At 68.7% G+C, this 22292-nt stretch carries 22 protein-coding genes; 13 read left to right on the forward strand and 9 right to left on the reverse strand.

The window, feature by feature from the left end:
* Positions 1 to 101 precede the first annotated feature (101 nt).
* Genes ASD34_RS08120 through ASD34_RS08130 form a run of 3 tightly spaced genes read right to left on the reverse strand, consistent with a single transcriptional unit; the run spans position 102 to position 2403 of the window.
* Positions 102 to 1097, reverse strand: coding sequence for a FecR family protein (locus ASD34_RS08120; RefSeq protein ID WP_082548550.1), 996 nt, complete (start codon positions 1095 to 1097; stop codon positions 102 to 104).
* Entirely contained in the window at positions 1087 to 1647 is a 561-nt protein-coding gene (locus ASD34_RS08125; protein WP_056575457.1) for an RNA polymerase sigma factor, read from the reverse strand. Before ASD34_RS08125 ends, ASD34_RS08120 begins: the two co-directional genes overlap by 11 nt.
* A gap of 18 nt (positions 1648 to 1665) precedes the next feature.
* Positions 1666 to 2403 (reverse strand): TonB family protein, encoded by a 738-nt coding sequence (locus ASD34_RS08130; RefSeq protein WP_162248695.1) that lies wholly within the window; start codon positions 2401 to 2403, stop codon positions 1666 to 1668.
* Between the two features lie 182 nt (positions 2404 to 2585).
* On the opposite strand from ASD34_RS08130, the gene ASD34_RS08135 reads away from it, so the two are divergent.
* Both ASD34_RS08135 and ASD34_RS08140 read left to right on the forward strand, forming a co-directional pair.
* Positions 2586 to 2963: a hypothetical protein gene (locus ASD34_RS08135; RefSeq protein WP_056575463.1), complete on the forward strand. Its 378-nt coding sequence runs from the start codon at positions 2586 to 2588 to the stop codon at positions 2961 to 2963.
* Positions 2964 to 2968: 5 nt separating this feature from the next.
* Entirely contained in the window at positions 2969 to 3907 is a 939-nt protein-coding gene (locus ASD34_RS08140; protein ID WP_056575466.1) for an IS481 family transposase, read from the forward strand.
* A gap of 157 nt (positions 3908 to 4064) precedes the next feature.
* On the opposite strand, the gene glmS is transcribed toward ASD34_RS08140, so the two are convergent.
* Positions 4065 to 5945 carry a glutamine--fructose-6-phosphate transaminase (isomerizing) gene (glmS, locus tag ASD34_RS08145; RefSeq protein WP_056575469.1) on the reverse strand — a complete coding sequence of 627 codons (1881 nt, stop codon included), beginning with the start codon at positions 5943 to 5945 and terminating at the stop codon, positions 4065 to 4067.
* 141 nt (positions 5946 to 6086) lie between these two features.
* Here glmS and ASD34_RS08150 point away from each other — a divergent pair, with 141 nt between their 5' ends.
* Positions 6087 to 6569, forward strand: a complete 483-nt coding sequence (locus ASD34_RS08150; protein ID WP_056575472.1) for an Lrp/AsnC family transcriptional regulator — start codon at positions 6087 to 6089, stop codon at positions 6567 to 6569.
* Between the two features lie 72 nt (positions 6570 to 6641).
* On the opposite strand, the gene glmU is transcribed toward ASD34_RS08150, so the two are convergent.
* Complete coding sequence (gene glmU, locus ASD34_RS08155) at positions 6642 to 8072, reverse strand: bifunctional UDP-N-acetylglucosamine diphosphorylase/glucosamine-1-phosphate N-acetyltransferase GlmU (RefSeq protein WP_056575475.1); 1431 nt, start codon at positions 8070 to 8072, stop codon at positions 6642 to 6644.
* Between the two features lie 49 nt (positions 8073 to 8121).
* Between glmU and ASD34_RS08160 the strand changes: the two genes are divergently transcribed.
* The gene (locus ASD34_RS08160; protein WP_235510008.1) at positions 8122 to 8970 is read left to right on the forward strand and encodes a DUF6279 family lipoprotein; all 849 of its coding nucleotides are present in this window, start codon (positions 8122 to 8124) and stop codon (positions 8968 to 8970) included.
* Between the two features lie 22 nt (positions 8971 to 8992).
* On the opposite strand, the gene ASD34_RS08165 is transcribed toward ASD34_RS08160, so the two are convergent.
* Positions 8993 to 9763: a Crp/Fnr family transcriptional regulator gene (locus tag ASD34_RS08165; RefSeq protein ID WP_082548551.1), complete on the reverse strand. Its 771-nt coding sequence runs from the start codon at positions 9761 to 9763 to the stop codon at positions 8993 to 8995.
* A 91-nt stretch (positions 9764 to 9854) separates the two neighbouring features.
* On the opposite strand from ASD34_RS08165, the gene ASD34_RS08170 reads away from it, so the two are divergent.
* Positions 9855 to 10289, forward strand: coding sequence for a BLUF domain-containing protein (locus ASD34_RS08170; RefSeq protein ID WP_056575478.1), 435 nt, complete (start codon positions 9855 to 9857; stop codon positions 10287 to 10289).
* A gap of 105 nt (positions 10290 to 10394) precedes the next feature.
* Here ASD34_RS08170 and ASD34_RS08175 read toward each other — a convergent pair whose 3' ends face one another.
* A complete protein-coding gene (locus ASD34_RS08175; RefSeq protein ID WP_056575481.1) occupies positions 10395 to 10712 on the reverse strand; it encodes a DUF2917 domain-containing protein in 318 nt (105 codons plus the stop codon).
* A gap of 174 nt (positions 10713 to 10886) precedes the next feature.
* On the opposite strand from ASD34_RS08175, the gene ASD34_RS08180 reads away from it, so the two are divergent.
* Positions 10887 to 11870 (forward strand): LysR substrate-binding domain-containing protein, encoded by a 984-nt coding sequence (locus tag ASD34_RS08180; RefSeq protein WP_056575483.1) that lies wholly within the window; start codon positions 10887 to 10889, stop codon positions 11868 to 11870.
* Between the two features lie 6 nt (positions 11871 to 11876).
* Here the strand turns inward: ASD34_RS08180 and ASD34_RS08185 are convergent, their stop codons facing one another.
* On the reverse strand, positions 11877 to 12494 hold the full coding sequence (locus tag ASD34_RS08185) for a 5-formyltetrahydrofolate cyclo-ligase (protein ID WP_056575488.1): 618 nt from the start codon (positions 12492 to 12494) through the stop codon (positions 11877 to 11879).
* A gap of 9 nt (positions 12495 to 12503) precedes the next feature.
* Here ASD34_RS08185 and ASD34_RS08190 point away from each other — a divergent pair, with 9 nt between their 5' ends.
* The 3 genes from ASD34_RS08190 (at position 12504) to ASD34_RS08200 (ending at position 15904) form a co-directional block, all read left to right on the forward strand.
* The gene (locus tag ASD34_RS08190; RefSeq protein WP_056575491.1) at positions 12504 to 14534 is read left to right on the forward strand and encodes a lytic transglycosylase domain-containing protein; all 2031 of its coding nucleotides are present in this window, start codon (positions 12504 to 12506) and stop codon (positions 14532 to 14534) included.
* Between the two features lies 1 nt (position 14535).
* Entirely contained in the window at positions 14536 to 15108 is a 573-nt protein-coding gene (locus tag ASD34_RS08195; RefSeq protein ID WP_056575494.1) for an MgtC/SapB family protein, read from the forward strand.
* A gap of 109 nt (positions 15109 to 15217) precedes the next feature.
* Entirely contained in the window at positions 15218 to 15904 is a 687-nt protein-coding gene (locus ASD34_RS08200) for a glutathione S-transferase family protein (RefSeq protein WP_056575496.1), read from the forward strand.
* 28 nt (positions 15905 to 15932) lie between these two features.
* Here ASD34_RS08200 and ASD34_RS08205 read toward each other — a convergent pair whose 3' ends face one another.
* Positions 15933 to 16670 carry an OmpW/AlkL family protein gene (locus ASD34_RS08205; RefSeq protein ID WP_056575499.1) on the reverse strand — a complete coding sequence of 246 codons (738 nt, stop codon included), beginning with the start codon at positions 16668 to 16670 and terminating at the stop codon, positions 15933 to 15935.
* Between the two features lie 165 nt (positions 16671 to 16835).
* On the opposite strand from ASD34_RS08205, the gene ASD34_RS08210 reads away from it, so the two are divergent.
* The 4 genes from ASD34_RS08210 (at position 16836) to otsA (ending at position 22287) form a co-directional block, all read left to right on the forward strand.
* Positions 16836 to 18107, forward strand: a complete 1272-nt coding sequence (locus ASD34_RS08210; RefSeq protein WP_056575502.1) for a multifunctional CCA addition/repair protein — start codon at positions 16836 to 16838, stop codon at positions 18105 to 18107.
* 72 nt (positions 18108 to 18179) lie between these two features.
* The gene (gene otsB, locus ASD34_RS08215) at positions 18180 to 18974 is read left to right on the forward strand and encodes a trehalose-phosphatase (RefSeq protein WP_056575505.1); all 795 of its coding nucleotides are present in this window, start codon (positions 18180 to 18182) and stop codon (positions 18972 to 18974) included.
* Positions 18971 to 20905 carry a glycoside hydrolase family 15 protein gene (locus tag ASD34_RS08220; protein WP_056575508.1) on the forward strand — a complete coding sequence of 645 codons (1935 nt, stop codon included), beginning with the start codon at positions 18971 to 18973 and terminating at the stop codon, positions 20903 to 20905. Before otsB ends, ASD34_RS08220 begins: the two co-directional genes overlap by 4 nt.
* Positions 20902 to 22287: an alpha,alpha-trehalose-phosphate synthase (UDP-forming) gene (gene otsA, locus ASD34_RS08225; RefSeq protein ID WP_056575511.1), complete on the forward strand. Its 1386-nt coding sequence runs from the start codon at positions 20902 to 20904 to the stop codon at positions 22285 to 22287. The genes ASD34_RS08220 and otsA overlap by 4 nt, the downstream gene beginning before the upstream one ends.
* Positions 22288 to 22292 lie beyond the last annotated feature (5 nt).

Raw genomic sequence — 22292 nt, forward strand, 5'->3', positions numbered from 1 at the left:
AGCGCGCCCGGAAGTCGGGGGCCCGTGGTCTACCGAGCTATGACAGCCAGGGTGCGGGGCGACTGCACCATGTCACGAAATCTTCACGAAAGCCCGGATGCTCAGGCCGTCGCCTGCCCCAGCAGCACGATGCCGCCAGGCAGCTGCGTGAGCTCTGCGCCGTACACCTCGCGCACCAGCGAAGCCACGTCGTCGAGCCGGTCGATGGAAAAGCTCGCCTGCACCAGGCTGCGGCCCAATGCCTCGCTGGTGAGAATGAGCCGGCCTCGCCGGTAGCGGTTGACCTCGGCCACCACCTGCGCGAGCGGCACCTGGTCGAACACCAGTTGCCGCCGGCGCCAGGCTGTGACCGGGCCGGTGTCCACCGGCGTGACGGGGCCCAGGCCCGCGGCGCCGTAGCGCAGCTGCCGTCCTTCGTCGAGCGACACGCGCTGCGCGCCACGGGCCACCTCGACCTGGCCCGCAATGCAGGTGACGCACACCTGGCCGTCGGTATTGCGGATGTTGAAGCGTGCGCGCACCGCCGAGACCACGCCGTCCGCAGCCGACACGGTGACGTGCGCGGAGGCCGAGGCCTGCGTCGCGATCTCGGCTTCGCCGGCCAGCAACTCGATGCCCTCGCCGCCCTCGGTGCCGCGCAGCACATTGACGCGGGTCTGCGTATTCATCTGCAGCACCACGCCATCGGCCATGGCGACCTCGCGCTGCTCGCCGGTGGCGGTGCGGTAGTCCGCGCCCCACTCGGTGACGGAGGGCCAGAGCTGCAGCGGCGGCCGCACCGCCAGGTAAGCCACCGAGGCGGCCACCGCGCCGCCCAGGAACGCACGCCGGCCTGCCACCGGCATGCGGGTGCGCGCATTGCGTTCGTCTTGCCGGCGCAGCTGCAGTGCGGCCGGCGCCATGGCCCGCCACACCTCGCGCGCCTGGACGAACGCATTGGCATGGTTGCGGCTCTGCGCGCACCACCGCCTGAAGGCCTGTGCGTCCTCGTCCGTCACCTGGTGCGAACCGAGCCGCACGACCCAGGCCCGGGCTTCACGTTGCAGGCGCTCCATCGCCTGGCCGTCTCCGGTTTGTTCGGATTCTTCAGCTGTCATGACGCTTAGACTGTTTTCCGGCGCCGGGACCGAAGCGCTGGACGAAATCTCTTCCCAATCGCTCGCAGCAATGCTCCAGGCCCGCGCGCAGTTCCTTCTCGACGGTGCGCGCCGACACGCCGTAGCGCGCGGCGATGTCCTTGTGCGGCATCTCGTCCACGCGTGCGGCCAGGACGATGGCACGGCGGCGCCGCGGCAGCTCGGTCAATGCGCGCTCCAGTGCCTCCAGCTCGTTGCGGGCCTCGGCACCGCGCGCCGGGTCGGCCATCTCGTCGGCCATGTCGTAGAGCGCCTCGACCTCGCCCGCGCTCAGCAGCCGCGAGTTGCTCTTGCGCTGGTCTTCCGCCACATTGAGCGCGATGCGAAACAGGTAGGCCGAGGGATAGCGCACCGGGCTGCGCACGTTGGCGCTCTCCATGCGCAGGTAGGTCTCCTGCAGCGCGTCGTTGGCCAGGTCTTCCGAGCCGAGGCGAATCTGCAGATGCTTCCTGAACTGGGCGTAGCGCGCGAGGAACAGCGCGCGCAACGCGGCCTTGATCGAATCGGGCATGCCTTCGGTCCCCGGCGCTCAGCCCGCACGCGCGCCACGCGCGGTGCTGTAGGGCCGGCAGTCGCGCGCCGGATCGGCGCGCGGCGTGAGAAGGATGGTGACGGGCTGCGCCATGCCAGGCGGGGGTGGTGCATCCATCTCCAGCGAGCGCAGGATGGCGAGCACCGCCACATCGCGCTGCGCAAGGCCACTGCCTTCGAGTAGGCGGGCTTCGCTCACGAGCCCCGTGGGATCGATCCATAGCCGCAGGCCTAGGCGATAGCGGCCGAAGGCATCGGGCTGCGCGATGCAGAGCACGCGCGTGATCGATGCCTGGAGCACGGCTGCATAGCCGGCCTGCGCCCGCATGGCGTCCACCGCCCCGGGGTCGCCCTTCGTTGCGCGCCCGTCGGCCAGGCCTTTCTCGGACGGCTCCGCCGGGACCGGCACGAGCGTGAAAGCATTGGTGCCGGTGTAGCGTGCAACGAGCCCGCTGCCCGCAAGCATGCGGTGCAATGCTTCGCGCGGCGCGAAGTCGCCCCGGACCGCGGCAGCCTCGCGGCCGGCCGTGAGGCTGCTGGCCACCAGCACCGAATGCCCGGTGATGCGGCCGAAGACGGCGAGGGAAATTTCCAGAGGCTGGGCTGGCAGGTCGAACCGCACGACCTCGCCATCGGAGGCGGCCTGTGCGGCGGCGAGCCGCGCGCCCATCATCAACGCCATGACGAGGCACCAGGACAGTGTCAGGGCACCGCCCGATGCGGAAGTACGTGTCATGTGGCGGGAGGTCGACAACAGGAAAGCGTTCTGGAGAGATGGGGTGCGAAGCGGCGAGGCTATCCGGCGCGAATGACCGACATGTGACGTTTGGTATGCATGCCACGCAGCCGTCTTCTCTCTGACTTGCATGCGGCCTAGACTGGCGCGTTCGAGGCGGCACACAGAAGGACGGCAGGCACATGAAATTCTTGTATGGCATGGCGGCCTTGCTGGTGGGCGGGGTGTGGGGAGTCTGCGGCGTCGCAGCCGCGCAGGACTCGGCAAAGGCGACGAACGCTGGCGTGGACAGCTGTGCGGAGGTCACAGTCAACGGCGAACGCACGCCCTCCTACGAGTGCCTCACGCAGAAGCTGCAGCCCAAGGCCCCTGCACGCGGGCCGGAGGACGCGCAACCCGGCATGGCATCGGAGGCCATCGTGCAGCGCCCCTCGAACCAACTCGGCCTGTTCAACCGCGCGGCGACCGGACACCGCATGGGCAACACCTTCGGCACCTCGGTCTACCCGCAACGCCCGCTGCCGGTGGTGCCGGCTTCGCCGCTGATGCCGAGGCCCTGAGCCTCGTGAACACCCATAGGCATGCCCGACTTACCTTTGCCCGCCGACTCGAGATGGTCAAGCAGATGACTTTGGAAGGCTTGGACGCCATACGCGCGGCTGCTGCGCACGGCGTCACTGCACCAACGGCCAGGAAGTGGCTCGGTCGCTATCTGGGTGGCGGACAAGCCGCCTTGGCCGATGCCTCTTCCAGACCCGCACGCTTGCCCAGGACCATCGACGCGGGCAAGGCCTTGCTCATCGTCGAACTGCGCAAACGTCGAATGCTGCACGCTCGCATTGCACGCGGCGTGGGTGTTTCGGCCTCGACAGTCAGCCGGGTGCTGGCGCGAGCAGGCATGTCCAGGCTGAGTGACTTGGAGCTTGCCGAGCCGATCGTGCGCCACGAGCACAAGGCACCTGGTGATCTGCTGCACATCGACACCAAGAAGCTTGGGCGCATCGTGCGGCCCAGCCACCGTGTCACGGGCAACCGACGTGACTCGGTCGATGGCGCTGGATGGGAGACGTTGTTCGTGGCCATCGACGACCACGCAAGGCTCGCGTTCACCGCCATGCACCCCGATGAGAAGCAGGCGCACGCGATCCTGTTCCTGCGCAATGCGGTGGACTATTACGCCCGCCTGGGCATCACTGTGCGAAGACTGCTGACGGACAACGCAGCGGCCTTCCGCTCGCGTGAGTTCAAGGCGACTTGCACTGAACTGGGCATCAAGCACAGCTTCACGCGACCCTACCGACCGCAGACCAACGGCAAAGCCGAGAGGTTCATCCAGTCCGCGTTGCGCGAGTGGACCTACCAGAATTCAGCTCATCGAACCGATGCCCTGGCAAGCTGGCAGCACCACTACAACTGGCACCGCCCGCACAGCGGTATCGGAGGCCTCGCGCCCATGTCCAGAATCAAATCGTCAAGAAACAACCTCTTGACGCTTCACATCTAGATAGCTATCTAAGCGCTCGGCTGCATTCATCAACCTCCGGTGCGAAGACGAGAGGATCGCATTATTTCATTTACGACACTATTGCCCCGTTTACGACTCTATTGCCCCGTATACGACTTTATTGGGCGAGATTAGCATCGCGCCGCCCCCGCACCCCTCACTCCACCGTCACGCTTTTAGCCAGATTCCGCGGCTTGTCCACATCCGTCCCGCGCGCACACGCCGTGTGATACGCCAGCAGCTGCAGCGGCACCACGTGCAGCAGCGGCGACAGCGCGCCGTAGTGCTCGGGCATGCGGATCACGTGCAGGCCTTCGCCGCTGGCGATCTGCGTGTCGCCGTCGGCCAGCACGTAGAGCACGCCACCGCGGGCGCGCACTTCCTGCAGGTTGCTCTTGAGCTTTTCGAGCAGGGCGTCGTTGGGCGCCACGGCGACCACGGGCATCTCGCTCGTGACGAGCGCGAGCGGGCCGTGCTTGAGCTCGCCGGCGGCGTAGGCCTCGGCGTGGATGTAGGTCACTTCCTTGAGCTTGAGCGCGCCTTCGAGCGCGATCGGGTAGTGCAGGCCACGGCCGAGGAACAGGGCGTTGTCCTTGCGCGCGAAGTCTTCGGCCCAGCCGATGAGCTGCGGCTCGAGCGCGAGCACCGACTGCAGCGCGACGGGCAGGTGGCGCATTTCCTTCAGGTAGCGCGCCTCGTCGACGGCGCTCAGGCGGTCCTTGGACTGCGCGATGGCGAGCGTGAGCAGGAACAGGCCCGCGAGCTGGGTGGTGAAGGCCTTGGTCGAGGCGACGCCGATCTCGACGCCGGCGCGCGTGATGTACGCCAGCTTGCACTCGCGCACCATGGCGCTGGTAGCGACGTTGCAGATGGTCAGCGTCTGCTCCATGCCGAGCGAGCGCGCGTGCTTGAGCGCGGCCAGCGTGTCGGCGGTTTCGCCCGACTGGCTGATGGTGACGACCAGCGTCTTGGGGTCGGGCACGGAGTCGCGGTAGCGGTACTCGCTGGCGATCTCGACCTGGGTGGAGATCTTCGCGATGCTCTCGAGCCAGTACTTGGCGGTGCAGCCGCTGTAGTAGCTGGTGCCGCAGGCCAGGATGAGGATCTTGTCGATGTCCTGGAACACGCGGTGCGCGCTGGCGCCGGTGGCGCCGTCCTGCCCGATGCCGTCGAACAGCTCGGGCACGATGCCCTCGACGCCTTCGAGCGTGTCGCCGATGGCGCGCGGCTGCTCGAAGATTTCCTTCTGCATGTAGTGGCGGTACGGGCCCAGCTCGGCCGCGCCGCTGTGGGCGTGCACGGTGCGCACGGTGCGCGTGACGGGCTTGTGGTTCTTGTCGACGATCCAGTACTTGCCGGGCTGCAGGTCGACCACGTCGCCTTCTTCGAGGTAGACGATCTGGTCGGTCACGCCGGCCAGCGCCATCGCGTCGCTGGCCAGGAAGTTCTCGGTGCCGTCCTTGCCGGCGCCGAGGATCAGCGGCGAGCCGGCGCGTGCGCCGATGACGCGCTGCGGTTCGTCGCGGCAGATGACGGCGATGGCGTAGGCGCCGTGCAGCTGCAGCACGGCGGCCTTCACGGCTTCGAACAGGTCGCCGTTGTAGAGGCTGTCGACGAGGTGGGCGATGACCTCGGTGTCGGTCTGGCTCTCGAACACGTAGCCCTTGGCTTCGAGCGCGGCGCGCAGCGGCTCGTGGTTCTCGATGATGCCGTTGTGCACGAGCGCGATGCGGCCTGGGCGGGCGGCCGGTGCGTCGGCGCCGGGACCGTGGCTGAAATGGGGATGGGCGTTGTGCACGGCCGGTGCACCGTGGGTGGCCCAGCGCGTGTGGGCAATGCCGGTGAGGCCTTCGACCTTGTCGTCGCGCACCTGGGTCAGCAGGTCCGCCACGCGCGAGGTGGTGCGCGCACGGCTCAGGCCGCCCGCATGCACCGCGACGCCGCAGGAGTCATAGCCGCGGTATTCGAGCCGCTGAAGGCCCTGGACCAGGACCGGAACGATGTCGCGATGGGAGGCTGCGCCGACGATGCCGCACATGGGATGTACCTTGTCTTGAAGAACAGAAGGGCTCGATGGTAGGGAGGCAGTAGAGAAATATGGCGTCTAAATTTCCACGATTTCGGACTTTTATTTCATCAAAACATGTATATGGAGTTTTATTCCATAATTCCAATAAATATGGAATCAATCTCGCTCGACGCGATCGACCTCAAGCTGCTCGACGCACTCCAGCACGACGCCTCGCAGACCAACCAGCGCCTGGCGGCCGACGTGGGCATCTCGCCGCCCACCTGCCTGCGCCGCGTGCAGCGGCTGCGGCAGGAGGGGCTGATCGAGCGCCAGGTCGCGCTGCTCTCGCCCGACCGGCTCGCCACGGTGCTCGGCCACGGGCTGCAGGCGGTGGTGGAGATTTCGCTGGACCGGCAGGACGCCGCCGCGCTCGACGCCTTCGAGGCCCGCGTGATCGCGGACGACGCGGTGCAGCAGTGCTGGCGCGTGTCGCCGGGACCCGATTTCGTGCTGGTGGTGGTGGCGCGCGACATGCCGGACTACAGCGCGCTGACGCAGCGCTTGTTCACGGCCGACGCCAACGTGCGCAACGTGAAGGCGTTCTTCAGCCTGAAGCGCGCGAAGTTCGGCGCGCGCGTGCCGCTGGGCTGATGCGACCAAGCGCCCGCCGCGGCGTCTGCCTTGCCATGGCACGCGCCCCTCAACAGGAGCGCGCCGAAAAGATCAGCCTTTCGGCAGCTTCTTCGGCCGCGACCAGTTGGCAAAACTGACCTGCTTGCCGCGCGCCACCGTGAGTGCGCCGGGCTCGGTCGACTTGCTCACCGTCGAGCCGCCGCCGATGGTGCCGCCCGCACCGATGGTCACCGGTGCCACGAGCACGCTGTTGCTGCCCACGTGCACGTCGGCCTCGATCACGGTGCGGTGCTTGTTGGCGCCGTCGTAGTTGGCCGTGATGCTGCCCGCGCCGTAGTTCACGCGCTCGCCCACGGTGGCGTCGCCCAGGTAGGCCAGGTGGTTGGCCTTGGCGCCCGCGGCCAGCGTGGAGTTCTTGACCTCGACGAAGTTGCCGATGTGCACCTCGGCGCCCAGCTGGGCGCCGGGCCGCAGCCGCGCAAACGGCCCGACCAGCGCGCCCGCGCCCACCGTCACGCCGGCCTTCTCGCCGTCGATGTGGGTGAAGGGGTGGATGACCGCGCCCGCCTCGATGCGCACGTTGGCAATGACGCAGTTCGCGCCGATGCGCACGCCATCACCCAGCGACACCGTGCCCTCGAACACGCAGTTGACGTCGATGTCGACGTCGGTGCCGCAGCTCAGCGTGCCGCGCAGGTCGAAGCGCGCCGGATCGGCCAGGCGCACGCCCTGTTCCATCAGCACGTTGGCCTGGCGCAGCTGCCAGGCGCGCTCCAGCGCCGCGAGCTGGACCGGGCTGTTGATGCCGGCGACCTGCAGCGCGTCGGTCGTGACATGCGCCACCACCGGCACGCGGTCGTCGGCCGCGAACTTCACGATGTCGGTCAGGTAGTACTCGCCCTGGGTGTTCTTGTTGTCCAGCCGCGCCAGCCAGCCCTTGAGCAGCCGCGCGGGCACGGCCATCACGCCGCTGTTGATCTCGCGCACGGCGCGCTGCGCCTCGGTGGCGTCCTTGTGTTCGACGATGGCGGTCACCTCGCCGCCAGCGCTGGTGCGGATGATGCGGCCGTAGCCCGTGGGGTCGTCCAGTTCGATGGTCAGCAGCGCGAGCCGCTCGCCGCCGCTGGCGGCGATGAGGGTGCGCAGCGTGTCCTCGGCGATCAGGGGCACGTCGCCCGACAGGATGACCACGGTGCCGTCGTCCGGCAGTTGGGGTGTGGCCTGCTGCACGGCATGGCCGGTGCCCAGCTGGGGCTCCTGGCGCGCGAAGCCGAGCGCGGCGGCGTTGGCGGCCGCGGCCTTGATGGCGGTCTCGACCTGCTCGGCACCGTGGCCCGTGACGACCACGACGTGGCGCGCGCCGATGCGCGCGGCGGTGTCGGTCACATGGGCCAGCAGTGCGCGGCCGGCCAAACGATGCAACACTTTGGGCAGCTTGCTCTTCATGCGCGTGCCCTTGCCGGCCGCCATGATGACGACGTCGACCGGTCCCTGGTGGTTCTGCTGCGGAGTCTGATTCATGCGCTTTTCTTCCCGGATTCGTTGTGCTGGACTGGCCCGGATTATCGGTGTGCTCCTGCTGGCCGCTGCCCTGGGGGCTTGCAGCGCGGTCAAGCTGGCCTACAACAACCTGCCCGAACTGAGCTACTGGTGGCTCGACGGCTACTTCGACTTCGACGACGCCCAGACCCCGAAGGTGCGCGACGAGCTGGCCCAGCTGCTGGCCTGGCACCGCCAGAACGAGTTGCCGCGGATCATCGGCCTGCTGCAGGAGGCCCAGGGCCTGGCACCTTCCGAGGTGACGCCTGCCCAGGCCTGCCAGCTGGCCGACCGGGTCCGCGAGCGGCTGCTCGCCGTCACCGAGCACGCGGAGGCCGCCAGCACCGAACTGGCGCTGAGCCTGAGCGAGGCGCAGCTGCAGCAACTCGAACGCAAATACGCGAAGAACAACGCCGAGTACCGCAAGGACTGGCTCGACCGCAGCCCCGCGCAGGTGCAGGAAAAGCGCTACGACCAGTTCCTCGAGCGACAGGAAGACTTCTACGGTCGCCTGACGACCGAGCAGCGCGCCCTGCTGCGCCAGCAGGTGGCGCAGTCGGTGTTCAGCCCGCGGCTGGCGTACGAGGAGCGGCGCCAGCGCCAGCAGGAGGCGCTGGTGCTGCTGCGCGGCTTTCTCGGCAGCAACGGAGGGCCGCGCGCCTCGCAGGCCGAGGCCCGCGCCGCGCTGCACGCCTATATCTTGCGCATCGCCGATCCGCCGCCCGGCCCGTGGCGCGACCAGCAACAGGCGCTGCTGCAGGAAGGCTGCCGCAATCTGGCGGCGCTGCACAACACCACCAGCACCGCGCAGCGCGAGCAGGCCGTGCGTCGGCTGCAGGCCTACCAGGGCGACCTGCGGCAGCTGGTGGCCGCGCGCTGAGGCAGCGGGCCGGCCGTCGTCCTCAGATCATCGGCACGGGCCGCATCGGGCGCTCGAAGTAGTCGCCCAGCGTTTCGAGCGCACGCGGCTCCAGGATGCGCAGCCAGCCGCCGTCGAGCTTGTACAGGCCCAGGCCCTGCAGCCGCCGCATCGTCTTGTTGGTGTGCACCAGCGACAGCCCCAGCGCGTCGGCGATGTGCTGCTGGTTGAACGGAAACTCGACCCACTCGTCGCGCACCATGCCCAGGCGCTGGGCGCGGCGGTACAGGTGCATGAGCAGCATGGCCACGCGCTCGCCGGCATTGCGGCGGCCTGCGGTGACGAGGTGGTCGTCCACCATCTTTTCCTCGCGCGCGGCGAGCCAGGTGATGTCGTAGCCCAGCCGGGGCTCGGCATGGAACAGCTCCCACAGGCGGTCGCGCGGGAAGGCGCAGAGCGTGACGTCGGTCACGGCCTCGACGCCATGGGTCTGGCCGTCGGCGAACTCGTCCTGCAGGCCGATGAAGTCGCCCGGCAGCAGGAAGCTCAAGATCTGACGGCGGCCGTCGCTCAGGGTCTTGAAGCGGAAGGCCCATCCCGCGTAGAGGGTGAAGAGCTGCGGGCTGGGCCGGTGCTCCTCGATGACGGTGCCGCCCGCCTCGACGCGCCGGGTGCCGATGCGGAAAGACTCGATGGCCTGTAGCTGCTGCGCCGTCACCGGCAAGAAGGCCTCGAGACGGCGCAGGGCGCAGTGTTCGCACGCGTTCGCGCCCTGGGGTGGCGCGGCGGCAATGGGGTAGTCCTCGAATTTCACGCTGAACTATAGGCCGCGGCGCTGTGTCTTTTTACATATCGGAACGCTGGGCAGCTCCCTAGACTCGGAAGCGTTTACCCTTCCGCATCGAATGACACAAGAACAACCACCCCTATCTACTCCCGCAGAACCGGAAAAACTGCACGAATTCCTTTACTGCAGCTTGCTTACACAGGACCTGCCGCCCGCCACCGTGGGCGCCATCGTCACCCAGGCCCGCGCCCGCAATGCCGTGGACGGCATCTCCGGCCTCCTGGTGTTCGACGGCCAGTTCTTCTGCCAGCATTTCGAGGGGCCGCACGGGGCAGCGCAAGGCCTGATGGCGCGGCTGCGGCGCGATCCCAGGCATGCGGACCTCGTGGTGGTCCACGACGGCCCGTTGGCCGCCCGGCGCTACACGGGCTTTGCCATGGGGCTGGCCGAGTGCGAGGGGCCCGACCCGATCTCGGCCCTGCAGGCGCTGCGCGGCGACGCCGCGCTGGCGTACTTCCTGGCGCTGCGCGCGAGCTTCGACATCAGCAGCTGAACCCGGCGCTCCGGCGACGGCGCACGAAAACGCCGGGCAAAGAAAAGGCGGCCGAAGCCGCCTTGGATCAGGAGTGCGGGAGGTGCCGGTCGCGTTGGCGGCCGGTCAGACAGGATCCCACACGTAGGTGGCACCGTAGCCATCCCAGGCTTCCATCACGATGCGCTGGCCGGCGGCCACGGTGAGCGACTCGCCCGGGGCCAGCACGATGTCTTCGCTGGGGCCGTGGGCCGTGGCGTCGGGCGTGATCCACACGCGGCCCTGCTTGACACGCAGCACGCTGGCCGACCGCGCCTTCAGGCTCATCGCCTCGCCGGGCGCGATCTGCCAGGCGCCGCGGCGCACGGCCGGCGGAATGGCCGCGGTGCGGTTGGCGCGGGACAGGGAAGCGAGCGATTCGTTGGTGCAGACGGCGGTGGACATGGTGTGGACTCCTAAGCTGGTCCGAAGCGCCTTGACAGACAGAGAGGTTGGCGCAGTTCGGGAATGAATGATCGTTTTTGCGGCCTTGGAGGTCCAATGAAAACGAGGTAGCCTACTGATGCGCGTTTCGCATCAATCGATCCGGCCGCCGGGACGCACACCAAAGTCATACCCATGCAACATTCGCAAACCCACCTGCGCTCCCGCCCGATCTCCGCGGGGCACCTGCGGGCCTTCGAGGCGGTCGCGCGGCACCTGAATTTCCGCGCCGCCGCCGAGGAAATGGCGCTCACCCAGTCGGCCGTCAGCCGGCAGATCCAGTCGCTCGAGGAAGAGGTGGGCGTGGCGCTGTTCCTGCGCCACACGCGGGCGGTCGAGCTGACCAGCGCCGGGGCGCAACTGCTGCTGGCCGTGCAGCAGGCGCTGCCGCGCATCGACACGGCGGTGCGGCAGATTCGCCAGAGCGCGGGGCGCAAGAGCGTGGCGCTCACCACCTTCGCCTCGTTCGCCTCGATGTGGCTGATTCCGCGGCTGGAGGCCTTCCAGCGCGACAACCCCGAGATCGACATCCGCATCGATGCCAGCGACATCGCAGTCGACCTCGACGTGGCCGACGTGGACATCGCCCTGCGCTACGGTCCGCCCGAGGCCATGCCCGCCAGCGCCGTGCGCCTGTTCGGCGAAAACCTGACGCCGGTGGCGAGCCCTTGGCTCATCAAGAGCAGCCCGCCGATCAAGACGCCGGCCGACATCGCCCGCTTCACGCTCATCGAGGCCGGCGACGCGCACCGCACGCACCTCGAATGGCTCACGTGGCGCCGCTGGTTCGAGGTGAACGGCCTGGAGCGCGCCCAGCCCAAGCGCTGGCTCTATTTCAACTACGCCTACCAGATGGTGCAGGCCGCGCTCACCGGCCAGGGCGTGGTGCTGGCGCGCAACTCATTGGTGGCCGAGAGTCTGGCCAACGGCGACCTGGTCGAGGTGCTGCCGCAGCACCGCCTCGATTCGCCGATGGCCTACTGGCTCATTTCAGGGCCGCGCAATGCGCTGCGGCCCGAGATCAAGGCTTTTTGCGACTGGCTGCAGGCGCAGGCCGTCATCACGCGAGAAACGGTGGGCGAGGTGCCCGATCCCGACACGGTCGACAACCTCGATTGAGCTGGCTCAGGAGGTCGGCCAGACCACGCCGTTGTCGTTGAGGATCGCGTCCAAGGGCAGGTCGTGCGCTTCCGGCTCGAAGTCTTCGAGAAAGCCGTTCGTGAAGCCCAGCCCCACGGTGAACGGCCGCGGCTCCAGTGCCGCCAGCGTGCGGTCGTAAAAGCCGCCGCCGTAGCCCAGCCGGTAACCGCCCGCGCTGTAGCCCACGCAGGGCACGAACAGCAGGGTCGGCACGATCAGCTCGGTGTCCTTGGGCTTGGGAATGCCGTAGGCGTCTTCTTCCATCTGGCAGCCGGGGTACCAGGCGTGGAAGGTGAGCGTCTTGTGGACCTTGTCGATCACCGGCAGGCCGATGCGGCGGCGCTGCGTTTCTTCCATGAGCTCGCCGTCTTCCTTCCAGCGGTGCAAGGCAGGCAGGGGATCGAACTCGCCCTTGATCGGCCAGTAGGCGCCGATCACGGTGTCGGGCCGGCCGACCAGCCAGATCCGCATCACGCGCTGCAGCAGGTCGGCCCGCGCGAGGCGATCGGGCATGCCCAGGCGCTGTTCGATGAGCGCTTTTCTCAGCTGGTCCTTCAGAAAACTCGCGGTGGCCGAGGTGTCGGCATCCTTTGACTTGTCCATAATCCCCCGATGCAGTTCCCAAGCATTTTGGCATCCGCGCGCACTCGTCAGCGCCGCGGCGCGCCCGCCCTGGTTTTCTCCGCCGTTCTTGCGCTCGCCGCGCTGCTGTCGCAACAGCCCGCTGCCGCGCAGAACAACACCAACGACGACGTGCTGGTCCAGATGAAGCAGGCCTTCCAGCGCGGCGACAAGGCCCGCCTCACGGCCCTGCTGCCGCAGGCGCGCGGCCATGCGCTCGAACCCTGGGCCGCCTACTGGGAGCTCAAGGCCCGCCTGCAGGAAGCCGCGCCCAACGAGGTGCAGGACTTCTACGCGCGCTACCCCAACACCTACCAGGAAGACCGCCTGCGCAACGACTGGCTGCTGCTGCTCGGCCAGCGCCGCGACTGGGACGGCTTCGCCGCCAACATCGCCGGCTTCCGCATGGGCGACGACGCCCAGGTGCGCTGCTATGCGGTGCTGGTCGACACACTGCGCACCGGCACGGCCACGCAGGCGCAGGCCGACGAAGTGCGCCGCAACTGGTTCGCGCAAAGGGACGGCGACGACGGCTGCCTCACCGCCGCCGACCGCATGGTCGCGGCCCGCCTGATGACCACCAACGACGCCTGGAAGAAGGCGCGCCTGGCCATCGAGGCCAACCGGCCCGCGGCTGCGCGCGGTGCCGTCACCATCGCCGCGCCCGACGCACTGCCGCTGTTCGAAGAGGTCAACGCCAGCGCCGCCAAGTTCCTCACCGGCCGCGCCTTCGTGGCCGCCAAGTCGCGCAAGGAACTGGTGGTGCTCGCGCTCATCAAGATCGCGGTCGCCGACCCCGACCAGGCCGCTTCGCAGCTCGACAGCAAGTGGAGCCCGATGCTCTCCGCCGAAGAGCGCAACTGGGTCTGGGGCACCATCGGCCGCACGGCCGCGAACAAGCTTTCGCCGATGGCCGTGAGCTACTTCGGCAACGTCACGAAGAACAGCGATCTGTCCGACGACATGCTCGGCTGGCGCGTGCGCGCCGCGCTGCGCGCCGGCCAGTGGAAGGACGTGGCGCCCGCCATCAACGCCATGAGCGACGCCGCGCAGCAAGACCCGACCTGGGTCTACTGGAAGGCCCGCGCGCTCAGCGCCGCCGGCGGCGACGAGCGCCGCGCCCAGGCCCGTGAGCTGTACACCAGCATCGCCGGCACGCGCGGCTTCTATGAAATGCTGGCGCTCGAAGAACTGGGCCAGCGCGTCGTGGCGGCGACCCGGCCCGCGCCGCTCACGCCCGAGGAAAAGAACGCCGCGCGCACCAACCCCGGGCTGCAACGCGGCCTGTATGCCATCGGCATGGGCCTGCGTTCCGAAGGCACGCGCGAGTGGAACTACGCCACCAACCTGCACGACAAGGGCGGCATGGACGACCGCGCCCTGCTCGCCGCCGCCGACCTGGCCTGCCAGCGCGAGGTGTGGGACCGCTGCATCAACACCAGCGAGCGCACCAAGGGCGTGATCGACGTCGAGCAGCGCTTCCCCATGCCGTTCCACGACACGGTGCTGCGCAAGAGCCAGGACATCGGCCTGGACCCGGCCTACGTGTACGGCCTGATCCGGCAGGAAAGCCGCTTCATCATGGACGCACGCTCGGGCGTCGGCGCCTCGGGCCTGATGCAGGTCATGCCCGCCACCGCGCGCTGGACCGCCCGCAAGATCGGCCTGACCGACTTCTCGCCCGGCCAGATCAACGACCGCGAGACCAACATCACCATCGGCACCAACTACCTGAAGCTCGCCCTCGACGACTTCGACGGTTCGATGGCGCTGGCCGCCGCGGCCTACAACGCCGGCCCGGGCCGCCCGCGCAACTGGCGCAACGGCCCGGTGCTCGACGCGGCCATCTGGGCCGAGAACGTGCCCTTCAACGAGACGCGCGACTACGTGAAGAAGGTGCTGGCCAACACCACCCACTACGCCGCCATCATCAGCGGCAAGCCGCAGTCGCTGAAGGAGCGCCTGGGCCGCGTGGGCCCGCGCAACGCGAGCGAGCCCGAGCCGAACAAGGACCTCCCCTGACATGACCTGGCGCGACGAAGTGCTCGACACCGTCGCGTCCGAGTTCTCGGACGTGGGCGACGTCGCGCAGCTCACGCGCATCGCGGTGCGGCTGCTGCTGGCGGCCGTGCTGGGCTTTTTGCTGGGCTTCGAGCGCGAGCAGCAGGGCAAGGCGGCCGGCGTGCGTACCCACATGCTGGTGGCCATCGGCTCGGCGCTGTTCGTGCTGATCCCGCAGCAGACCGGCATCGTGCCGGCCGACATGAGCCGCGTGATCCAGGGGCTGGTGGCCGGTGTCGGCTTTCTGTGCGCCGGCACCATCCTCAAGCAGGGCAAGGACGAATCGCACGTGCAGGGCCTGACCACCGCTGCCGGGCTCTGGATGACGGCGGCCATCGGCATGGCCTGTGGGCTGGGCCGCGAGGTCACGGCCGTGCTCAGCGCGCTGCTGGCGCTCGCGGTGCTGTCGCTGGTGCCGCGTCTCGTGAACCTCATCGAGCGCGTGGCGAAGCCATCGAATGCGAACGGCGCCGGTCCGCGCGTGATCGTGCCGCCCGGGTCCCGCACCGACAACCACAACGACGACCCGCGCTGAAGCGTCGCGCATCAATTCGCGCCGCCTTCGTCATCAATCGCAGCGCGCCGCCCGGCTAGCATCGACGGCTTTGCCCCGCATTCCCGCACTGACCCGGAGACCCAGACAGATGTCCAAGCTCTACATCGGCAACAAGAATTACTCGTCGTGGTCCATGCGCCCCTGGGTGCTCATGACGCAGGCCGGCATTCCCTTCGAGGAGGTGATGGTGCGCTTCGATTCGTTCGACGCCACCTCGCAGTTCAAGCACGTGATCGGTGCCATCAACCCCGTGGCCAAGGTGCCGGTGCTGGTCGACGGGGACCTGGCCGTGTGGGACACCCTCGCCATCGCCGAATACCTGGCCGAGCGTTTTCCCGAGAAGCAGCTGTGGCCGCAGGGCGTGGCCGAGCGGGCCCGCGCGCGCAGCATCTGCGCCGAAATGCATTCGGGGTTCACCGAGCTGCGCGGCAACTGCCCGATGAACATCGAGGCCTCGCTGCCCGAGGTGGGCGCGCGACTCCTGGCCGAGCAGCCCGGCGTGCAGGAAGACCTCGACCGCATCGTGCAGATGTGGACCGAGCTGCTCGACCGCCACGGCGGCCCGATGCTGTTCGGTGCCTTCACCATCGCCGACGCTTGCTTCGCGCCCGTGGGCATGCGCATCCGCGGCTACGGCCTGCCGGTGCCGCCGGCCATCGACGCGTACATCGCGCGCGTGGCTGCCCTGCCGGGCGTCGCTGCGTGGATCGATGGCGCCCTGGCCGAGAAGACCTTCGTGGCTTTCGACGAGCCCTATCGCACCTCACGCGACTGACGGCGCCACCGAGGCTCGCCGGATCCCGTCAGAACCGGTACGTCGCCGCCAGGTAGGTGACGATCGGGTTCAGCTTCAGGCTCGATTCGCTGCGTGCCACCGGCAGGCCGGTGATGCTGGTTGTGGTGAGCTTGGCCTTGGTCTTCAGCGGGATGTACGACACCGAGAACGACACGCCCCAGTGCTTGTCGAACTGGTAGGCCACGCCGGCGTTGAGCACGGGCGCGAACGAACTGTCGAGCTTGGCGGTGGTGTTCACCGAGTACGGCGACACGTGGAACTGGCTGGCCAGCGCGCCCTGCAGGTTCGGCGTGAGCTTCACGTCGCTGTACCAGACGTAGGTGGCGCCCAGGCCCACGAACGGACGGAAGGCGTCGTTGCCTTCGTTGAAGTAGTACTTGGCCAGCACGGTCGGGCTCCACTGGCGGGCCTGGCCGAGTTCGCCCACGCGCGCCAGCGTGCCGCTGCCGTGGAGCTTGAACTTGGGCGGCACGCCGAACACGCCCTCGACGGCCCAGTGGGGGTCGATGAAGTACGCGACATTCAGGCCCAGCGTGTCCGAGTTGGTGACGCTCGCGCCCGAGCCGGCCAGCACGCTGTGCACGGGCGAGGTCACGGTCAGCGGCTTGCTCGAATCCTGAGGCGAAAGATGGAACCAGCCGGTGCCGACGACCCAGTCGCCCGCGTTCTGCGCCAGGGCGCTGCCCGATGCCAGGACCCCGAGTGCCGCCAATGCCAACGATGCTGTTGTTGTGAGTTTCTTCATGGGTGTGAATGCTCCTTGGGTGGTGAAAACGGCCCCGCGCACGGGGGCACCGGCCAGCGACCGGTGCTTCGCGCGACGCGAATTTACGAACGGTCGTTCGCATCGCTCGTCGATTATCGAACGACCGTTCTTTTTGTGCAGGGAGAGTATCCCTACACTGCACTCATGAACATTTTTCTCGTCGGCGGTGCACTGCGCGACCGGTTGCTGGGGCGCCCCGTGTCCGACCACGACTGGCTGGTGGTGGGCGCCACGCCCGAGGCCATGGTGGCGCGCGGCTACCTGCCCGTGGGGCGCGATTTCCCCGTGTTCCTGCATCCGCGCACGCGCGAGGAATACGCGCTGGCCCGCACCGAGCGCAAGAGTGCGCCGGGCTACCGCGGCTTCGTCGTGCATGCGGCGCCCGACGTCACGCTGGAGCAAGATCTCGCGCGGCGCGACCTCACCGTGAACGCCATCGCGCTGCCCGCCGAGCACGTGGCCGCCGACGGCAGCTTCGACCCTCGCCCCGCAACCCTGGCCGACCCCTTCCACGGCCAGCGCGACCTGCGCGACAAGGTGCTGCGCCACGTGACCGACGCCTTCCGCGAAGACCCGGTGCGCATCCTGCGCGTGGCGCGCTTTGCCGCACGCTTTGACGACTTCACCGTCGCGCCAGAAACCATGGCGCTGATGCGCGAGATGGTCGCGGCCGGCGAGGTCGATGCGCTGGTGCCCGAGCGCGTGTGGCAGGAACTCGCGCGCGGCCTGATGGAAACGCGGCCCTCGCGCATGTTCGAGGTGCTGCGCGAATGCGGCGCGCTCGCCGTGCTGCTGCCCGAGGTCGACCGGCTCTGGGGCGTGCCGCAGCCCGCGCAGCACCACCCCGAGATCGACACCGGCGTGCACCTGATGATGGTGCTCGACACCAGCGCGCGGCTGGGCGCCATGCTGCCCGTGCGCTTCGCCTGCCTGATGCACGACCTCGGCAAGGGCACCACGCCGGCCGACATGCTGCCGCGCCACATCAACCACGAGCTGCGCAGCGTCGACCTGCTGCAGGCCGTGTGCGAACGCTGGCGCGTGCCGGTGGAGCTGCGCGAGTTGGCCGAGGTCGTGGCGCGCGAGCACGGCAACATCCACCGCAGCGGGCCGCTCGGCGCGACGCCGCTGGTGCGGCTGCTCGAGCGCTGCGACGCCTTTCGCAAGCCGGCGCGCTTCGCCGAGGCGCTGCTGGCCTGCGAATGCGATGCGCGCGGCCGGCTTGGCTTCGAGGACACCGCCTACCCGCAACGCCAGCGCCTGCTCGCGGTGCTTGCGGCGGCCCAGGCCGTGGCCACCGACGTGGTGGCGCGCGAGGCGCAGCAGGCCGGCGCCACCGGGCCGCGCATCGGCGAGGCGATCCACCGCGCGCGCATCGCGGCGGTGACGGCGTCGCTGCCGGCCACGGACGACTGATCGGCGCCGGCAGCGCACGCCGGGACTTTGGCCGACACGCGCCGCGGGCGAGCCGTGCTATGGTTTTTCCCAATGCCAAAGTCCTCCAGCAGCAACGCACAGTTGCCTCCTCCGCCGGGCCGGGACGCCGCCCTTTTTCTCGACTTCGACGGCACGCTGGTCGGCCTTGCCGCCACGCCTGAAGCCATTGAGGTGCCGCCCGCCCTCGTCCCCTTGCTAAGCGACCTGCGCGACCTGCTCGGTGGCGCGCTCGCCGTGGTGTCGGGCCGCCAGATCGATGCCATCGACCGTTTTCTGGCGCCGCTGCGGCTGCCCGCCGCGGGCGAGCACGGCGTGCAGCGCCGCGACGCCAAGGGCGGCATGCAGGAGCAGCGCCCGCCCGACCTCGTGCCCATCCTCGACATCGCCAACGAACTCGCGCGCATCCACGAAGGCCTGCTGGTGGAGCGCAAGCACGCCGCCATCGCGCTGCACTACCGGCTGGCGCCTCAGTTGGAGGATGTGTGCCGCGACGCGATGACGCGCGCCATCGAAGGTCATTCGCAACTCGAACTGCTGCACGGCAAATTCGTCTTCGAGGTGAAACCCTCGGGCGTCAACAAGGGCATCGCGATCGAAGCCTTCATGAACGAGGCGCCCTTCGTGGGCCGCACGCCGGTCTTCGCGGGCGACGACACCACCGACGAGAGCGGCTTCGCCGTCGTGCAGCCGCGCGGCGGCGTGGCGATCAAGGTCGGCGCGGGGCCGAGCCTGGCGCTGCACCGGCTCGAATCGCCACGCGCGGTCTACGAATGGCTGGTGCAGGCGCGCGACCTGCTGGCCGCACCTGACAACACACCCGAAGCATCACCGAGGAAGCCTGCATGAGCGAACACCAACTGCCGCAGGCCCCGGAGGACCGCGCGGGCGATGCCCTGGCCGGCGCGGCGGGCCCCGACGAGCAGGCGCCGCTGGAGGTCGCCAACGTCGCGGCGCACGTGGCAGCGGCCCCACCGCGCGGCTTTGCGCCGCCCGCCGAGCCCTCCCTGAATGTCGGCGTGATCGGCAACTGCGCCTACAGCGCGCTCATCGATGCGCGCGCCCGTGCCGTCTGGTGCTGCCTGCCGCGCTTCGATGGCGACCCGGTCTTCAACGCGCTGCTGCACCCCGGCGAGGAAGCCGGCGCGTGGGCCATCGAGATCGAGGACTTCGCTTCCAGCAAGCAGTGGTACGAGCCCAATACCGCCGTGCTGCGCACGCAGCTGTTCGACAGCGCGGGCCAGGGCATCGAGATCACCGACTTCGCGCCGCGCTTCTACAGCCGCTCGCGCTACTTCCGCCCGCTCATGATGGTGCGCCGCGTGCGCCCCATCGCCGGCGCGCCGCGCATCCGCGTGGCGCTCGACCCGCGCTTCCAGTGGGGCGCCTCGGAACCGATCGAGGTCACGCGCGGCAGCAACCACATCCGGTACGTGGGGCCCGACGTGACGCTGCGGCTGAACACCGACGCCTCGATCTCGCACATCCTCTCGCGCCAGGCCTTCGTGATCTCGCGCGAGTACAACTTCATGTTCGGCGTGGACGAGACGCTGCTCGAAGGCATCGCCGACACCGCGCGCAAGTTCGAGCAGGAAACCATCTCGTACTGGCGCACCTGGAGCAAGCGCCTGGCCATTCCCTTCGAGTACCAGGACGCCGTGATCCGCGCGGCCATCACGCTCAAGCTCTCGCTGTACGAGGACACAGGCGCCATCGTCGCCGCCATGACCACCAGCATCCCCGAGGCGCCGGGCAGCCAGCGCAACTGGGACTACCGCTACTGCTGGCTGCGCGATGCGTTCTTCGTGGTGCGCGCGCTCAACTCGCTGAGCGAGGTGGGCACGATGGAAGACTACCTGCGCTGGCTCGGCAACGTGGTCATCGGGTCGCACGGCGAGCACATCCAGCCGCTGTACGGCATCGGGCTGGAGCGCGAGCTGCCCGAGTCGTTCGTCGAGGGCCTGCCGGGCTACCGCGGCATGGGCCCGGTGCGCGTGGGCAACCAGGCACAGGAGCACTTCCAGCACGACGTGTACGGCAACATCGTGCTCGGCGCGGCCCAGGCCTTCCACGACCACCGGCTGCTCAGCCGCGCGGGCGTGGCGGAGTTTCCGCACCTGGAAGCAGTGGGCGAGCAGGCCGTGCGCGTGTACGGCACGCCCGACGCGGGCATGTGGGAGCTGCGCACGCGCGCCCGCGTGCACACCAGCTCGGCGCTCATGAGCTGGGCCGCCTGCGACCGCCTGGCCAAGATCGCGCGACGGCTTGAGCTGCCCGAGCGCGCCGCCTACTGGCATGGCCATGCCGCACGCATGAAGGAAGAGATTCTTGCCAAGTCGTGGTGCGAAGAGCGCCAGGCCTTTGCCGAAAGCTTCGGCGGGCACGAGCTCGACGCCAGCATCCTGCTGATGGTCGAGGTGGGCCTGATCGATGCGCGCGATCCGCGCTTCATCTCGACCGTCGACGCCATGGAAAAGTCGCTGTGCGACGGCCCCTACATGCGCCGCTACGAAGCGGCCGACGACTTCGGCAAGCCCGAGACCGCCTTCAACATCTGCACCTTCTGGCGCATCGACGCGCTGGCCAAGATCGGCCGCAAGGCCGAGGCGCGGCAGATCTTCGAAACCATGCTCGCCGCGCGCAACCCGCTGGGCCTGCTGTCGGAAGACACGCACCCGGTGACGGGCGAGATGTGGGGCAACTTTCCGCAGACCTATTCGATGGTCGGCATCATCAACGCGGCCGTGCGCCTGTCCGCTCCCTGGGACTCCTGCATATGAGCCGTCTCGTCGTCATTTCGAACCGCGTGGCCGACCCACGCAAGCCTGCCGCCGGCGGCCTGGCCGTGGCCCTGGGCGAAAGCCTGCAACAGAGCGGTGGCCTGTGGTTTGGTTGGAGCGGCCAGATCGTCGAAGGCGGTCCCACGGGTGAAGGCGAACTGCACACGCAGCAGGCCGGCAAGGTCACGCTCGCCACCCTCGACCTGAGCCGCGACGACCACGACAGCTACTACCTGGGCTACAGCAACGACGTGCTGTGGCCGGTGTTCCACGACCGGCTCGACCTGGCGCACTTCGAGGCCGCCTTCATCGGCGGCTACCGGCGCGTGAACCAGCTCTTTGCGCGCAAGCTGCTGCCGCTGCTGCGCGAGGACGACATCCTCTGGGTGCACGACTACCACCTGATTCCGCTCGCGGCCGAGCTGCGCGCCATGGGCTGCAAGCAGCGCATCGGTTTCTTCCTGCACATTCCGCTGCCGCCGCAGATCATCATGGCGGCCATTCCGCAGCACGCCTGGCTGATGCGTTCGCTGTTCTCCTACGACCTCATCGGCTTCCAGGCCGAGCAGGACGTGCAGCACTTTGCGCACTACGTGCGCAACGAGGCGCAAGGCGAATCGCTGGGCGGCGACCTGTACCGCGCCTACGGCAACACGGTGCGCGCGGCGGCGTTCCCCATCGGCATCGACGTGGACGAGTTCGCGGCGCTCACGCACGCCAAGGAATCGCGCGACATGTACGAGACCATGAAGCGCGAATACTCCAGCCGCCGACTGCTGCTGGGCATCGACCGGCTCGACTATTCGAAAGGCATTCCGCAGCGCGTGCGGGCATTCCGCGAGCTGCTGGCCAACTACCCGGAGAACCGGCGCAGCGCCACGCTGATCCAGATCGCCTCGCCCACCCGCGAGATGGTCGATGCCTACGGCGACATCCGCCGCGAACTCGAGTCCCTGTGCGGCGCCATCAACGGCGACTACGGCGAGCTCGACTGGATGCCGGTGCGCTACATCCACCGCATGGTCGCGCGCCGCCGCGTGCCGGGCCTGTGCCGCGCGGCGGCCGTGGGGCTGGTGACGCCGCTGCGCGACGGCATGAACCTCGTCGCCAAGGAATACATCGCGGCGCAGGACCCGGCCGACCCGGGCGTGCTGGTGCTGTCACGTTTTGCCGGAGCGGCCGAGCAGCTGAAGGAAGCGCTGCTCGTGAATCCGTACGACACGCACGGCACCGCCGAGACGGTGCAGCAGGCGCTGCAGATGCCGCTGGAAGAGCGGCGCGAGCGACACCAGAAGCTGCTGTCGCGCATCCGGGCGCAGGACATCCACTGGTGGCGGCGCGAATTTCTCGAAGCGCTGCGCGCTGCGGCGAACGAGCGCTGAGCCAG

Source organism: Variovorax sp. Root473, from assembly GCF_001426505.1.
Classification (GTDB): domain Bacteria; phylum Pseudomonadota; class Gammaproteobacteria; order Burkholderiales; family Burkholderiaceae_C; genus Variovorax.